General features: G+C 40.5%; 10 protein-coding genes. 4 read left to right on the forward strand and 6 right to left on the reverse strand.

The genetic code is table 11. From position 1 onward, the window contains the following. Nucleotide 1 precedes the first annotated feature (1 nt). Together GBN19_RS07305 and GBN19_RS07310 are read left to right on the forward strand one after the other, a co-directional pair. Nucleotides 2-1,759: a GTPase gene (locus GBN19_RS07305; protein ID WP_151777665.1), complete on the forward strand. Its 1,758-nt coding sequence runs from the start codon at nt 2-4 to the stop codon at nt 1,757-1,759. After that, complete coding sequence (locus GBN19_RS07310; RefSeq protein ID WP_151777666.1) at nt 1,756-3,858, forward strand: EAL domain-containing protein; 2,103 nt, start codon at nt 1,756-1,758, stop codon at nt 3,856-3,858. The genes GBN19_RS07305 and GBN19_RS07310 overlap by 4 nt, the downstream gene beginning before the upstream one ends. Nucleotides 3,859-3,929: 71 nt before the next feature. Here the strand turns inward: GBN19_RS07310 and rpmE are convergent, their stop codons facing one another. The 3 genes from rpmE to GBN19_RS07325 form a co-directional block, all read right to left on the reverse strand. After that, complete coding sequence (gene rpmE / locus GBN19_RS07315; RefSeq protein ID WP_151710265.1) at nt 3,930-4,157, reverse strand: 50S ribosomal protein L31; 228 nt, start codon at nt 4,155-4,157, stop codon at nt 3,930-3,932. A 212-nt stretch (nt 4,158-4,369) separates the two neighbouring features. Then, a complete protein-coding gene (gene gloA, locus GBN19_RS07320) occupies nt 4,370-4,771 on the reverse strand; it encodes a lactoylglutathione lyase (RefSeq protein ID WP_151777667.1) in 402 nt (133 codons plus the stop codon). A gap of 4 nt (nt 4,772-4,775) precedes the next feature. After that, the gene (locus tag GBN19_RS07325; RefSeq protein ID WP_151777668.1) at nt 4,776-6,935 is read right to left on the reverse strand and encodes an AmpG family muropeptide MFS transporter; all 2,160 of its coding nucleotides are present in this window, start codon (nt 6,933-6,935) and stop codon (nt 4,776-4,778) included. A 181-nt stretch (nt 6,936-7,116) separates the two neighbouring features. On the opposite strand from GBN19_RS07325, the gene GBN19_RS07330 reads away from it, so the two are divergent. After that, nucleotides 7,117-9,744: a Lon protease family protein gene (locus tag GBN19_RS07330; protein ID WP_151777669.1), complete on the forward strand. Its 2,628-nt coding sequence runs from the start codon at nt 7,117-7,119 to the stop codon at nt 9,742-9,744. A gap of 148 nt (nt 9,745-9,892) precedes the next feature. On the opposite strand, the gene GBN19_RS07335 is transcribed toward GBN19_RS07330, so the two are convergent. After that, nucleotides 9,893-11,512, reverse strand: a complete 1,620-nt coding sequence (locus tag GBN19_RS07335) for an inorganic phosphate transporter (protein WP_151777670.1) — start codon at nt 11,510-11,512, stop codon at nt 9,893-9,895. Nucleotides 11,513-11,941: 429 nt separating this feature from the next. Here GBN19_RS07335 and metH point away from each other — a divergent pair, with 429 nt between their 5' ends. Further along, complete coding sequence (metH, locus tag GBN19_RS07340; RefSeq protein WP_151777671.1) at nt 11,942-15,628, forward strand: methionine synthase; 3,687 nt, start codon at nt 11,942-11,944, stop codon at nt 15,626-15,628. 51 nt (nt 15,629-15,679) lie between these two features. On the opposite strand, the gene GBN19_RS07345 is transcribed toward metH, so the two are convergent. Beyond that, nucleotides 15,680-15,943, reverse strand: coding sequence for a hypothetical protein (locus tag GBN19_RS07345; protein WP_215903483.1), 264 nt, complete (start codon nt 15,941-15,943; stop codon nt 15,680-15,682). A 2-nt stretch (nt 15,944-15,945) separates the two neighbouring features. Beyond that, on the reverse strand, nt 15,946-16,214 hold a 269-nt coding region (locus GBN19_RS07350; RefSeq protein ID WP_375707863.1), incomplete at its 5' end, for a transposase.

Here is a 16,214-nt window from a genome sequence, read left to right on the forward strand (position 1 = left end):
TATGACAACAATAAACCAAAGTGACTTTTTTACAGCCCCGATCGAACAATATCGGTCTGAATTAAGTTTCTGCACAGCAAGCGTTAAAGGCATGCAAGAATGGCTTTTGCGCTTGCCATCGATTCATTTGGGAGATTCATCGAAATCATTACTGAATGCTGTCATTGAGATTTTAGAGCTTAAATGTGAAGAACAACTCCGCTTTGATTTAATTCAAAGCTTACATTTATCTTTAGAACAAGTTTTGGGCACATTAGAGAAATATTTTCTCAGCGATGTCGCTTCTATCATGAATCACAATGAATCCATTGTAGAACTGGCTCAACAGTTTCGCTGTTATATCGCACGTATTTATATTCATATTGCTTTTGAGGCGCATACTCAACTCAATTCCAAGCAATTCTCACTTTTTGCTTTTCGACAAAAGAAACAACTACAAAAAATCCGTAGCTTAAGTACCTACTATGCCTTACAACAGCTCAGCCTGTTAAAGTTTCAACAATTGGTACTCTATAAAAGCAGTTTAGTAGGTCAATGGCGAATTGGTCATCAGTTATTTATCTTGGCTGAATATAATGATTTTCATCTTGAAGACATTAACCATTTGCATGGTTCAATCAATCAGTTGCCCAATATCTATCAACTCTATACCCAAATTAACTTACTCGATATTTTAAATACACATCAAATTCGACCAATTGAAATTCAAGCATTGTTCCAATGTTCCTACCAATGGGTTCAATTAATTCAAATCATCAATAAAGAATCAGCTAACTCTCGTTATATTATTGATCCAAATAAAGATTTTCCACCTGTTCTCAATAACACTCAGTTAAAGAAAGGTGAAGACTGTTATTTTATTGGAACACAAGCATTACTTGAACATATTAACTTGGCAAATTTGCCACAAAATAAACAAATTTCACCGACTGAAAAGCATTATTTAAGTTCGTCTTTAATTTTCCACGTTCAGAATCTACTCAACAATATTCCTGAACGTCGTTATGAACGTTATGATTATGTTTCTAATATACAATTAGCCTTTGGCTTACAAAGTGCACATTACTATTTATCTCATGCAACACATTTTGAAGATACGCTTCTTCTTGAAAGTAAAGTGCATTTACAGCAGGATCATTCAGCATCAAGATCAAGTTGGAATAGCGATAAACCGACCGTAAAGACCAAATCGCTCTATCATGTTTTAGACCAAGAAACCAAATATATTCATAGTTGTACGATTATGGATATTAGTATTAATGGTTATCGTATTCGTTGGACGGGTCAAGTTCCTAAACAATTACGCACAGGGGAATTTATTCTCGTTCAAGAAAATGCCCATAGCCCTTGGCGTGGTGGGGTAATTCGTTGGATTAAGCAAGTGTCGAACAAACATTTAGAGTTTGGTGTTGAAGTTTTGTCACAAGATCTTACACCCTGCGCAGTACAACTTAGCGCTGATCGCAATACAATCTTTTTCCATCCAGCACTCCTCCTGAGTAATGATGTACTCAATAAAAATATGCTGACTATCATCGTACCTGGGCATCAAACTTTTAAGCCACAACAAGGAATTAATTTACGTCTGTCCAATAAACAGATCAAAATTTATCTGAATGATGCAAAGTTGATTAGTCAAAGCTTTTCACAATTTAACTTTGAGTTATTAAATGATGATGAACAAGGTATACTCGAACAACATGTTCACCAACATGCTGAAACCATCAAAAAACAAGATGTATGGGAAAGTCTAAAATGAGAAATGCTTTTTTATCCCACAAGCTCAAACAAATTAAGACACGTTTGCTCATTATAGATGACAATCAAATTCGCTATAATCAAATCGTCGACCTATTGACCTCAAAAGGGCACCAAGTCGATGCATTTCTACTAGACGATATTAAAAGTTTTGAAAAGCAACTCCACATCCACTGGGATGTTGTTTTATTTGGGCGAGCTTATGATTTAAAGGTTGAACAAGCTCTCGCCCTCATTCACGCATCCAATCAGCCACAACTCCCATTATTACTACTCAATCCTGAAAGTTATCATCCGTCCCAATATCTAAACTATATCAATAAAGGGGTTTATGATTTATTCAATCTAGACTACCCAGATCGTTTCTATATTGGTCTTGTGCGTACCTTATCTTATAGCCGCTCTTTACAGGCTCAGCAGCATTTACTCAAAGAACTAGAAATTGCTGAAACTCATATTCAAACATATGCTCATGATACTCATAAAGCACTTGCTGTAATCCAAGAAGGCATTCATGTCAAAGCCAATCGTGAGTACTTGAACCTATTTGGATTTAACAAAGAAGATGAAATTTTAGGGTTGCCTTTACTCGATATTTTACAACCTGAACAGTTACAAGATTTTAAACAACGTTTTAAGCGTATCTCTCAACGCAACTTCGATCAGGCACGATTTGATTTAAAATCTCTTAATCCAAATATCAAACAACCAAATCATGCTTTACGTATAGAAGTCTTACCTGATACAACGCAATTAGATGCTGTACAGATTTCAATTGAAACTGAAACATCATCACAAATTAAAGCATCATCTACAGGTTCAGAACTCACGAATTCGAGTAACCGTTTTTACGAACAAATCAATCGTAAAATGCTCAATGAACCTGCAAATAAAAATGCCATCGTGATGTTTTTACTTACAGGATTTCATGACCAAGTTGCACATTTAGATCAAGGCAAAACCATCGCTTATATCAAATCTGTACAAGAATTTATTCAAGAACAGATTCATAGCACTGTTATTAAAATTGCCCCTGCCCTATTTGTCGGTCTTTGCCAAGCTGCCAATGAAAACTTGCTTTACTCTAAACTTCAGGGTCTAAGCCCACTTCTAAAACCACAACTACTTGATGTTGATGCAGAAAACTACTCTGTGCAATTTGCTATTGGTTATAGTGAAATTGAGGGAGCAATTCAAAATCAAGAGCAATTTGACTTTCTCATCGTACATGGTCTATCACATCCGATTCAGCATAAAAAAGTTGAATCGCATGACATTCAATTCTCCAACTTTGAATCACATGAGCTACCACCTGCTATGGTGCTTGGTGCCGAATTAGATCGCGAACAACAATTAATTAAAGAGTTACACAGCATTGTTGAACAAAATGCAGTGCATTTAAAATATCAACAACTTTACGACAAGCAAGATACTGAGCTATATACCTACGAAGTGAGTAGTGGTGTTATTTATGAAAAACAGTGGCTTTCTCTTGAAGATCTCGCTGAGCTTCGTAAAGATACTGAGTTAGCTGTTAAATTAGATCGCTGGATTTTGGTTGAAGCTTGTAAACAGCTATATAACTTTATCACTCAGTATCCAAATGCGAAGTTAATCATCAATTTAAATATTTATGTTTTATTGCATGATAAACAAGTTGTAAATTTAATTGAGAAACTCTTTTCAATTATTCGAAACACCAAAAATCATCCACTGATTTTACAGTTTTCAACACACGATCTGCTCCAATATGCGGAACAGGTTACGCCCGTACTCAAACAGTTACGCGCTCAAGGTGCTTTAATTTCTGTACGTCATTTTGGTGTTGATGATACATGTACCAACCTTCTTAGCAATCAAGATATTGATCTTTATCGCCTAGATTCAAAACTGACTCAAAGTTTAAATGATGACAAGGAAATGGCTGAGTTACAGTTACAGGTTCAAAATTATCAAGAAATCCGTGAAGTTGATATGATTTTACCAATGTTAAATAACATGAATACCTTTGCCAATGCGTGGAATATTGATGTTCGTTATTTACAAGGTGATTATTTTCAAAAGAAGCTCGATCACTTAATTGATGGACAAGACCACTAAGGTCTTGTCATATCGACATATACAAGCATAAAAAAAACGGGCAAATTGCCCGTTTTTTACATCCTGTCGGATTAACCACGTTTAACTGAACGTGACATACCCGCAAAACGTTGTTTGAACTTGTCAATACGACCGCCAGTGTCTACATTCTTTTGTTTACCCGTATAGAATGGGTGGCAAGCTGAACATACGTCAAGATAAAGTGTTTCTTTACCAACAGCAGAACGTGTTTCGATCACGTTACCGCAAGAACAAGTTGCAACTAATTTTTCGTATTTTGGGTGAATATCGGCGCGCATGGTCGATTCTCCTAGGTTAAGAAAGGTTATGCTGTCATCGCAATTGACCACTCTCATCACGAGAATCTCGCTATGAGGAATGCAAAAAGCAGGTCAACACCATCACAGACCATTCTTTTGGCTCACCGAAACTCTAAGTTAGGGCTAAGCTCAACAAGTCGGCGTATTATACAGGAAAAAATAGACTGATACGACTGCTTTATCGTGATCTGTTAATTATTGCGCGCGTTCTGATCTTGCTGAATCAACTCAATTTTATAACCATCTGGATCTTCAACAAAAGCAATGACCGTAACACCACCTTTCATTGGACCTGCTTCACGCACCACATTGCCACCACGCGCTTTGATCTGTTCACAGGCTTGGTAAGCATCTTCAACTGCAATCGCAATATGTCCGTAAGCATTACCCAAATCATAGCTTTCAGTATCCCAGTTGTGTGTCAGCTCTAAGACTGTATGATTTTCTTCGTCACCATAGCCAACAAACGCTAAGGTAAAACGCCCTTCTTCATAGTCACGGCGACGTAGTAAAGTCATACCGAGTACCTCAGTATAGAATGCCAATGAGCGCTCTAAATTGCCTACGCGTAACATGGTATGTAACATGCGCATACGATTAATCCTCTCGTGAAGTTTGTATGGATTGATGATCTCTTAATAATTTTGCTACCCAAATGACCAATGCTAAAATCGGGATTCCAATTAAAGTCGTCATTAAGAAAAATTTTGGATAACCAATATGGGTCACAATTGTACCCGAATATCCACCTAAAATTTTAGGGGTCAATGTCATTAATGAACTAAAAATAGCATATTGAACCGCTGTAAAAGATACGCTGGTTAAGCTAGATAAAAATGCAATAAATGCAGCCCCTGCCAAACCTGAAGCCAAGTTATCAATCACAATCGCAAAGTACAACCACAATTGACTATAGGGTTTAATCACTTTACCTTTAATTTCTGTTGTAGCTTGATCTGGCTGCACAACACTTAAAGGCTGTAAATCAACATCAAGCGGCAATGCCGCACTACTCAATGTATAACGCTGTTCAGCCTGAACTGGTGGAATAGAAGTCTGATTAAAGTTTAACTGTGCAATCAGATGTTTAGAAACTGATTTAGACAAAATAGCACCATCTACTGCTGCACTAAACAGACCTTTATCATCCAGTTTTGCTGGATATTTTTGACCATCCAACAAAATTGTAACAGGTGTATCTGTTTGCAACTGGTCAGCTTCCACACCCGAAACTTGTCCTTTCACCACGATACTATCTTGCTGCTCTTTAGGAGAAAGTACGCCATCGCTTGTTACAGGTAAAAATTGAATTTGTGGCTTGGAACTCACTTGTAGGTAAGGCAAGTTCAAGTTAATTTTAGAATTGGCTTGATCTGCAAACTGCGTTTGGATTTGAAGTTGATGCGATTGGGCTAAAACCTGATTAGGTACTTTCACTGACCAGTATCCGACATCGTCAGGTTGAACCTGATAATGTTGCTGCCCTACAGTCAGCTCAACCCGTCCAAGTGGTTGCCCTGATTTGACCAACCCAATAAAAATCAGATTGGTGCTACTCGCAAAAACAGCACCAACAAACATCAGTTTCATGATATTCATGCGCTGTGCCAGCAAGCCACCACAAAACCCACCAAACAATGAGAAAATTACCCCATAGACTTTGACAGCTTCAGCAATCTGCTCTTTGGTAAAATTCAGGTCTTGATAGAATACATTAGAAATTACCCCTGCAATAATGTCAGAAATGCGATAAAAACCAATGAGAAGCAATAAAAACAGCGCAAGTTTTACACCATAGCGCTGAAAGAAATCTTGAATCGGGCTAACCCATGTGTCCATCGCCATTTGACGATTGACCACGCCTGCTTTCACCAGAACAGTCCCAACCAGTAAAGCAACTGCTCCCGAGCCGAGAAAACGGATTGCTTCAAAACAGAACAATAAAAAATTGTCCTGAATTTGCCACCTTTTTTCTAATGCAACCACAAGATCATCTGAGAAAACATAGCTCAAAACAAAGCTAATGACGGCTAAAAAGAAAACGCAGACCAGACGAAAATAATCCTGACGCTGATAATTTTTAGACACCCGCTTTACTTGAGGTTCTCGAATCAACAATGTCGTGATAATGCCAACCAACATCACCGCAGCCATCGTCAAATATGTGTATTTCCAAGCACTATAAATATAGTTGCCTTTGGATGTCCCTAAAGATGCCGCCAAAAATAAAGCACCCGCACCTGCAACAATCATCCCGATGCGGTAGCCTGCATTATAAGTCGAAGCCAAAACGGTTTGCATTTCCGTTTCAGCCAACTCAATCCGATACGCATCAATCACAATATCTTGTGTTGCGGCAGAAAACCCTAGCAGTACAGCACCAACAGCCATTTGAATGAGATAGCTTTGCCCTAAAGAAGGATCTGAAAAAGCCATGATACAAATGGCACAAATAATGAGGCACTGGGCGACCAGCAACCAGCCACGGCGATGCCCCAAGGCTTTGGTTAAGACAGGCACAGGCAACTCATCAATCAAGGGTGCCCACACGAATTTAAAGGAATATCCCAATGCAGCCCAACTAAAAAAAGTCACCGCGCTTTTGTCGATGCCCGCCTCGCCCAACCATAGGGATAAGCTCGAAAAAATCAGAAGAATAGGAATACCCGCAGAAAACCCCAAAAACAGCATGATCAAGGCACGGCGATCTAAAAAAGCACGAAAGGCTTGTGTCCAGTCTTGGCTTTGCGAAGTCATTGTGCTGAGGGTTTCCATACGATTTAAAGCTGCTATTTGAAACCTTTAGCTGTAATGTTGCAACCTGATTCCATAAGAATATTGCTTTTTTCATGTTAATTTTTATATGTCGCTTGATCTTTAATGGCAAAACTGTATACCTTTAAATTGCCAATCAACTGTTGTTGTGGATTTAAAAACCGTGACCCAAAGACTCGATCAAATGAATTCAGTACTCTCTGCAAACTCTCTAACTAAAAAACAACCTCATCAGGACAGCCCTATCTCCGCGTTTGATCAACCTGAAATACAACAAACACTACAAAAGACGGAGTTAAAACCAGAACAACTCACGCATATCCCTGATTTTGAAAAAATCCCTGCATCCACCAAACGTATCAAGCCATTAAATAACTTTTTAGGACAAGACCGTGCACGAGCTTCTGTAGAAGCAGGGATTGCTCTCCCTTATGCGGGCTATAATATTTTTGCGGTCGGTACAGCAGGACTGGGTAAACGCACCATGATTAAGCGTTTGCTACAGCAACATGCCAAATCTATGCCTACGCCAAACGATTGGGTTTATGTCAATAACTTCCAAGTTGCTCGTCAGCCACTGGCGCTTTGCTTCCCTGCTGGTCAAGGTAACAAGTTTCAAAATGCCCTGCATCAAGCATGGCAAACCATTTTAAAACAGCTCGAACGCCGCTTTAGTGCAGAAAGCTATCACAACCGCATTGAGCGCATTCGCCAAGAAACTGGACAGGAACAACAAGAAGCGCTTGTCGAACTCACCAAAGAGGGTGCAGGCTTAGACCTTAAACTGATTTCTCGCAACGAAGAACATTGTTTTGTGCCTGTTCAGTTGAAAGATGATGTTCTACAGGAAATATCGCAAGAAGAGCTAGATGCACTGCCGAATAAACAACGCGCAGAGATTGCATCCAATATCCGTTATATGGACAAAAAGTTAGAACGCCTAGGTTTACATTTGGGTGATCTGGAAGATGATGCCCGTGATCAGGTTTCTGACTTAAACCGTGAAATTGCAAAACAAGTGGTCACGCCACGTATTGATCTGATTCTCAACAAATTCCAAAATATTCAAGGCTTAGAACAATATCTCAAACTCTATGCCAAAGACATTATTGAAAATGTTGAGTTGATTCTCGATCAGGATGAAGAAGACTTCTCACCTGCTCTCTTTAGCCGAGTTCCTGCACGCTATCAAGCCAATGTGATTGTCAGCAATACACCAAACAGTGGTGCGCCTGTAATTTTTGAAGACTTCCCAACCCATTACAATTTGTTGGGTCATGTCGAACAACTCACTCAAAATGGCACAATCACAACCGATTTTACCTTAATTCGTGCGGGTGCATTGCACCGTGCCAATGGTGGCTTCTTGATGCTCGAAGCTGAGCAACTTCTTGAACAACCCTACGCATGGCAAGGGTTGAAACGTGCTTTAAAATCTGGACAACTCAAACTGTCTTCTTTAGAGCATATGCTCACACTCACAGGCAGTATTTCAATCGAACCTGCCTCTATTCCGATTCAACTGAAAGTTGTGCTGATGGCTGAGCCTGAAATTTATTATGAAATTCTAGAACTTGAACCAGAGCTTGGCAGTGTCTTTAAAATTCGTGCCGACTTTACCGATACATTGCAACGTAATGAAAGTAACGAACAGGCGTATATGCACCTTATCGCTGATTATGTGCAAGCGGATAAATTGTTACCCTTCGATCGCAGTGCGCTTGCCGCATTATTGACTGACTCAAGTCGCCAAGCTGAAGATCAAAGCTCGTTATCTTTGCATGCATCAACGTTAGGTGATTTGATTCGTGAATCACACCATCACGCCTTCCAAGCAGGCGATAAAATGGTGACGGATGCCCATATCAATACTGCATTACAACATCGCCAATATCGCTTAGGCTATTTAAGAGAATTGTACTGGCAAGACCTATCTCGCGGTACGCAATTAATTGAAACTCAAGGCTACCGCTTTGGTCAAATCAATGCCCTATCTGTGATTCACTACGCCGATGTTGAGTTTGGTTTACCCTCTCGCCTAACTGCTTCAGTGTATCAAGGTGGCGGTGATATTCTTGATATTGAACGTAGTGTTGAACTCGGTGGCTCCTTGCACGCCAAAGGCGTATTGCTCATGTCGAGCTTCTTAAAAGCGCATTTTGGTCGTGAACAGATTCTTCACTTCTCTGCTGCGCTTGCTTTTGAGCAAAGCTATGGTCAAGTCGATGGCGATAGTGCGACTGTTGCTGAACTCTCTGCGCTTATCTCTGCGATTAGCCAATTACCAATTGATCAGTCTTGGGCGATTACAGGTTCGATGAATCAGTTGGGTCAAGTACAACCGATTGGTGGTGTAAATGCCAAAATCGAAGGCTTCTATGATGCATGTAAACTGCAAGGTTTAACGGGCAAACAAGGGGTGATTATTCCTCGCCAGAACATGCAGCATCTTATGTTGCGTCAAGATGTGATTGATGCCGTTGCTGAAGGTCAGTTCCATATTCATGCGATTAGTACCATTGATCAGGCACTCGAAATTTTGATGGGTCGCCCTGTTGGTCAACTTGATAAAAAAGGCAATTACAGCAAACATTCAATTTATGCAGCCGTCATGGAGCAACTTGAGTATTGGCAAGCCATTGAAGATGGCTCAATTGAAGAAGAGGAAGAAAAAGCCAAGAAAAAGAAAAAAAAGAAAGTGAAAAAAGACGACAAAAAAGCCAAAAAAGATGAGCTAGACATTGTCGTTGAAGAAGCCCAAGAAGTTGAAATGGCATTAAAGAAGAAATAATGCTTCATACAAAAGATTTGATGATCCATGTTTAGTGGTCATCAAATCTTAATACTGTTTTTTAAGAAAAAATGTTACTTTAAATTTATGAAAAAAGCCTTGCCGAGGCAAAGCTTTTTTGATTGCAGTTTAGTCTTATTTGATAAACTTAAACAAAACGCAAGAACAACCAGTATAAGCCAGCAGATAAACAAATTGTTGCAGGTAAAGTCAGTACCCAAGCAGACAAGATATTACGAATCGTTACCCACTGTAGACCTGATTTATTGGCAACCATTGTTCCTGCAACAGCACTATTTAATACGTGAGTTGTTGATACAGGTAGACCGAAGCCATCAGCTGCAGCAATCGTACTCATTGCCACCAATTCAGCAGACATCCCCTGTGCGTAAGTCATATGGTTCTTACCAATACGCTCACCCACGGTCACTACAATACGCTTCCAACCAACCATCGTACCCAAACCTAGTGCCAAAGCAACCGCAACCTTGACCCATGTTGGAATATACTGCAAGAAACCATCTAAGCTTTTTTGGTAGGCTTTTACAGTTTTCTTATCTGCATCACTCCACTTTGGCAAAGCATCTGCTTTATCTAAAGTTTTCATAGTTGTTGTACTTAAGTACATTTCATTACGAATTGCAGTCACTTGTTGCTCAGGAATATCTTTCAGTGAAGAATACTGTGCCAACTCTTGACCCAAGTGATGCGTTGTACTTGCTAAAGCAGGTAGAACTTCAGGCGTCACTTTTTTATTTTGAATATATTGTGTCAAAATCAAACGGGCTTTTTCATCTTCAATATGCGCATAATCTGCGGCAATGACAGGCGCTGCTTTTTGAGACAATGTCGTAAATGCTTGAACCTGATCACTGTCCAGATTTTTGTTGAGTGAATATGCCAACGGAACCAAGCCAACCAAGATCAGCATAATCAGCCCCATACCTTTTTGACCATCGTTTGAACCATGCGCAAAACTTACCCCAGTACAGGTAAAAATGAGCAATGCACGGACAATTGGTGGCGGTGGTGTATGACCATTTGGTGCTTCAAACAAACTTAAATGTCGTTTAAACACAAATTTAACTAAAACGAATACAATCGCCGCAAAGGCAAAGCCAATTAAAGGGGAAAATAATAACGCTTTACCCACTTTCAACAGCTGTGCCATATCAATACCGCTACCACCTGTTGATGAGTTCAACAGATGATTCATCAGCCCCACACCCAAAATCGAACCGATTAAAGTATGTGAGCTTGATGCTGGAATCCCAAAGAACCATGTTCCCAAGTTCCAGATAATCGCTGCGATCAACAAAGCAAAGACCATTGCAAAGCCTGCACCGCTGTTGACATTCATAATCAATTCAACAGGTAACAAGGCAATAATGCCATAGGCAACTGCACCGCTCGCGAGCATAACGCCAAGGAAGTTACAAAAACCTGCCCACATTACTGCAACAGGTGCAGGTAAAGCATTGGTATAAATCACGGTTGCAACCGCATTTGCGGTATCGTGAAAACCATTCACAAACTCAAACCCCAAAGCAATGAGCAATGCGGTTGAAAGTAAAATTACTGAATATAAATTTAACGGTGGAACATGTGCCAAATCAGCACTCACCTGAAAACCAATATAAATTAGAGTCGCGATAATGATCGTTAAAAATACAGGCACAAAGAACTTTGGTGTTGGTGCATGTACATTTTTCGATTTGTTTGAATCAAAGTGTACTGACTCTTGTGCAGAAGGAATATTCGAATTCATGCAGTCATGGAAAGAGGATCAAAAAGTCCTCTTATTCTTCATTTAAATTGTGACAATTATATGACATTCTGTTTCACAGAAAAATCAATTTTTGTGTTTTTGATTTATTTTGAGCCAGTTGTTTGACAACTGCACTATTTTAATTCAAGTTTTTTAGGATTATTAAACATCGACAAAAAATCATTAACATTAGATTGTCAGATAAATATTGCAAATTGATGAAAATTTCAACGCAACATTCACAATCAAGTCAAAAATCAAACTAATTTAGTCAAGTATTGCTTTCTTTTCCGCCTTAATAAAAGCCCAATGAATAAAGCTTATAAGAAACCAACATGATTAAAATGACTATTTTTGCTCAAAAAATATCAATTCTGAGTATAATATCCTGATTTTCTCGCTGTTGCCCTGTGCTATATAAGGCTGTGTATGTCGACACTTAACACTTTAAAACGAATTCTCTCTCAACGTATTATGATGCTCGATGGTGCTATGGGCACGATGATCCAGCAACATAAATTGCAGGAACAAGATTATCGAGGTGAGCGCTTTGCCGACTGGGAACATGACTTAAAAGGCAACAACGACTTACTGGTTCTGACTCAGCCGCAGATTATTCAAGGGATTCATGAAGCTTACCTTGAAGCAGGCGCTGATATTATTGAAACCAACAGTTTCAATGGAACACGAGTTTCCATGTCAGACTACCACATGGAAGATTTGGTTCCTGAAATTAACCGAGAAGCTGCACGCCTTGCAAAACTGGCCTGTGAAAAATACTCAACGCCTGAGAAACCACGTTTTGTGGCTGGAGTACTGGGGCCAACCTCTCGCACCTGTTCTATCTCTCCAGACGTGAACAACCCTGCTTTTCGTAACATTACCTTCGATGCGCTAAAAGATAATTATATTGAAGCAACACTGGCGTTAATTGAAGGCGGTGCGGACATCATCCTCATTGAAACCGTGTTCGATACCCTAAACTGTAAAGCCGCCATTTTTGCGGTTGAAGAAGCGTTCAAGCAGTTAGGTCGTAGTTTACCGATCATGATTTCGGGAACGATTACCGATGCTTCGGGTCGTACCCTGACAGGTCAAACCGCAGAAGCATTTTGGAACTCAATTCGTCATGCCAATGTGATCTCAGTGGGCTTTAACTGTGCGCTTGGTGCGGATGCCATGCGCCCACACGTAAAAACCATTAGTGATGTGGCTGATGTCTACATTTCTGCGCATCCAAACGCAGGCTTACCCAATGCCTTTGGTGGTTATGACGAAACTGCGGCAGAAACAGCAGCATTTATTCGTGAGTTTGCCGAAAGTGGCATCATTAATATTGCAGGGGGTTGCTGTGGTACAACTCCAGCCCATATTCGTGCCATTTATGAAGCAGTAAAAGACTTACCGCCACGCCAAGTGCCTGAAACCATTCCTGCATGTCGTTTAAGTGGTTTAGAACCATTTAACATTTATGATGACTCCCTTTTTGTGAATGTCGGTGAACGTACCAACGTCACAGGGTCTAAAAAGTTCCTACGCCTGATTCGTGAAGAAAAATTTGCCGAAGCCCTCGAAGTTGCGCAGCAACAGGTGGTTGCAGGTGCGCAAATCATCGACATTAACATGGATGAAGGCATGCTCGATTCAGAAAATGCGATGGTGCATTTCCTGAATCTTGTGGCCTCTGAACCTGATATTTCACGTGTGCCGATCATGATTGACTCATCCAAATGGGAAATCATTGAAGCAGGCTTAAAATGCGTTCAGGGTAAACCTGTGGTGAACTCGATTTCCTTAAAAGAAGGTTATGATGAGTTTGTGCATAAGGCTCGCCTATGCCGTCAGTATGGCGCAGCGATTATCGTCATGGCATTTGACGAAGCTGGACAAGCCGATACTGCAGCGCGTAAACGTGAAATCTGTAAACGCTCTTATGACATTTTGGTCAACGAAGTCGGCTATCCATCTGAAGATATTATCTTTGACCCGAACGTGTTTGCTGTCGCAACAGGGATTGAAGAACACAATAACTATGCCGTAGACTTTATTGAAGCCACAGGCTGGATTAAACAAAACCTGCCAAATGCCATGATTTCGGGTGGTGTGTCTAACGTATCGTTCTCATTCCGTGGTAATGAGCCTGTCCGTGAAGCGATTCACTCGGTGTTCTTATACTATGCCATCAAGCAAGGCATGACCATGGGGATCGTCAATGCAGGGCAAATGGCGATTTACGATGACATTCCAAAAGAACTCAAAGATGCTGTTGAAGATGTCATTTTAAACCGTAATCAGGGTGAAAGTGGTAACGAAGCGACTGAAAAACTGCTTGAAGTCGCAGAGAAATTCCGTGGTCAAGGCGGTGCAGCCAAAGAAGCGGAAAACCTTGAATGGCGTAATGAATCCGTTGAAAAGCGTCTTGAATATGCCCTAGTTAAAGGCATCACCACCTATATTGACCAAGACACTGAAGAGGCACGCTTAAAATCCAAACGCCCACTCGATGTGATCGAAGGCCCACTGATGGATGGCATGAACGTCGTTGGCGACCTGTTTGGTTCAGGTAAAATGTTCCTGCCACAGGTGGTCAAATCTGCACGTGTCATGAAACAGGCTGTTGCTTGGCTCAACCCGTATATTGAAGCAGAGAAAGGTGCAGGCGAGTCAAAAGGCAAAGTCCTGATGGCAACCGTAAAAGGTGATGTACACGATATTGGTAAAAATATTGTGGGTGTCGTATTGGGCTGTAACGGTTACGACATTGTTGACCTTGGCGTGATGGTACCATGCGAGAAAATTCTGCAAACGGCAATTGATGAAAAATGTGACATCATCGGGTTGTCTGGCTTGATTACCCCAAGTCTAGATGAAATGGTGTTTGTTGCCAAAGAAATGCAGCGTAAAGGCTTCAAGATTCCACTATTGATTGGCGGTGCGACCACCTCGAAAGCACACACGGCAGTGAAAATTGAACCTCAATATCAAAACGATGCGGTGATTTATGTCGCCGATGCTTCTCGTGCGGTAGGTGTTGCTACAACCTTACTGTCGAAAGAAATGCGGGGAAACTTTATTGCGGAACATCGTGCTGAATATGCCAAAGTCCGTGAGCGTTTAGCCAATAAGCAGCCGAAAGCAGCCAAACTAAGCTATGCAGAATCGGTTAAAAATGGCTTTAAGATTGATGACAACTATGTGCCACCCAAGCCAAATACTTTAGGTACACATGTCCTCACCAATTATCCATTAGCAACGCTAGTTCAGTATTTTGACTGGACACCATTCTTTATTGCTTGGAGCTTGGCGGGTAAATTCCCGAAAATCTTAGAAGATGAAGTGGTCGGTGAAGCAGCAACCGATTTGTACAATCAAGCACAAACCATGCTCAAAGACATTATCGACAACAATCGTTTCGATGCGCGTGCAGTCTTTGGTTTATACCCTGCTCAGCGTACAGGTGCAGATACGGTGAGCGTGTTTGATGAAGCAGGTCAGAGCGTAACGCATACTTTTGAACATTTGCGTCAGCAATCGGACAAAGTCACAGGCAAACCAAACTTGTCATTGGCGGACTATATTAAACCGACAACGACTCAGCAAGATTATTTAGGTGGCTTTACCGTGTCGATTTTCGGTGCGGAAGAATTGGCAAATGAATACAAAGCCAAAGGTGATGATTACTCAGCAATTTTAGTGCAGTCATTGGCAGACCGTTTTGCTGAAGCTTTTGCAGAGCACTTACACGAGCGTATTCGTAAAGAGTTCTGGGGCTATAAAGCCGATGAAACTTTGGGCAATGAAGAACTGATCAAAGAGAAGTATATCGGGATTCGTCCTGCACCTGGCTACCCTGCTTGTCCTGAGCATTCTGAAAAAGCAGCGTTGTTTGACTGGTTAGGTTCTGAAGCGAAGATTGGTACCAAGTTGACTGAACACTTTGCCATGATACCGCCTTCTTCTGTGAGTGGTTTCTATTACTCGCACCCTGAAAGTGAATACTTTAACGTGGGCAAGATTTCTCAAGATCAGCTTGAGGATTATGCGAAACGTAAGGGTTGGTCACTAGATGTAGCGAAGCGTTGGTTAGCACCGAATTTGGATGATTCGATTGTTTAAATCCCCCTCGATCCCCCTTTAGCAAAGGGGGATGTCATGTGTATAAATGAATTACGTGACCGCTCCTCCTTTTTCAAAGGGAGGTTGGGAGGAATTAATTTTATAAAATATATAATCATAAAATGATAAAAGTTTTCTAAAATCTGACGTATTTTTATCTTCAAAATTTAATAAAAAATCTTTTAAATCAGAAAGAGAAATTTTATCTATAAAAGTTAAATATGTAACCGCTTTTAACTTATTACTAGCAACAATCTCCTCAGAACGGCTTTGTTGCACAAAGATTTGAAATACAAAGCCCCCTAATTGAGCCAAATTTAAGGCGTAACTTGGGTAAGTGGTCGACCTAATTCCGTAAATCTGTTGAGGACTGCTACACGTGCATGAATTTCATTGACTTGGCTATCAAATTTTCTTGCACTGAGTTTATCCCCCAATAATTTGATGCAATGCATCTTAGTTTCCACCAAACTGCGGCGATGATAGCCTGACCATTTTTTCCATAGTGTCCTGCCTAAACGTTTAACTGTTCGAAGTAATTCATTTCGCGCTAGCGAGCTACTCTTTGTATCTTTCCATGGTTTCG

The sequence above is a fragment of the Acinetobacter brisouii genome (assembly GCF_008993995.1).
Classification (GTDB): domain Bacteria; phylum Pseudomonadota; class Gammaproteobacteria; order Pseudomonadales; family Moraxellaceae; genus Acinetobacter; species Acinetobacter brisouii_A.

Coding starts and splice junctions, on each gene's coding strand:
- GBN19_RS07305 (WP_151777665.1), top strand. CDS start 2: ATGACAACAATAAACCAAAGTGACTTTTTTACAGCCCCGATCGAACAA.
- GBN19_RS07310 (WP_151777666.1), top strand. CDS start 1,756: ATGAGAAATGCTTTTTTATCCCACAAGCTCAAACAAATTAAGACACGT.
- rpmE (WP_151710265.1), bottom strand. CDS start 4,157: ATGCGCGCCGATATTCACCCAAAATACGAAAAATTAGTTGCAACTTGT.
- gloA (WP_151777667.1), bottom strand. CDS start 4,771: ATGCGCATGTTACATACCATGTTACGCGTAGGCAATTTAGAGCGCTCA.
- GBN19_RS07325 (WP_151777668.1), bottom strand. CDS start 6,935: ATGACTTCGCAAAGCCAAGACTGGACACAAGCCTTTCGTGCTTTTTTA.
- GBN19_RS07335 (WP_151777670.1), bottom strand. CDS start 11,512: ATGAATTCGAATATTCCTTCTGCACAAGAGTCAGTACACTTTGATTCA.
- metH (WP_151777671.1), top strand. CDS start 11,942: ATGTCGACACTTAACACTTTAAAACGAATTCTCTCTCAACGTATTATG.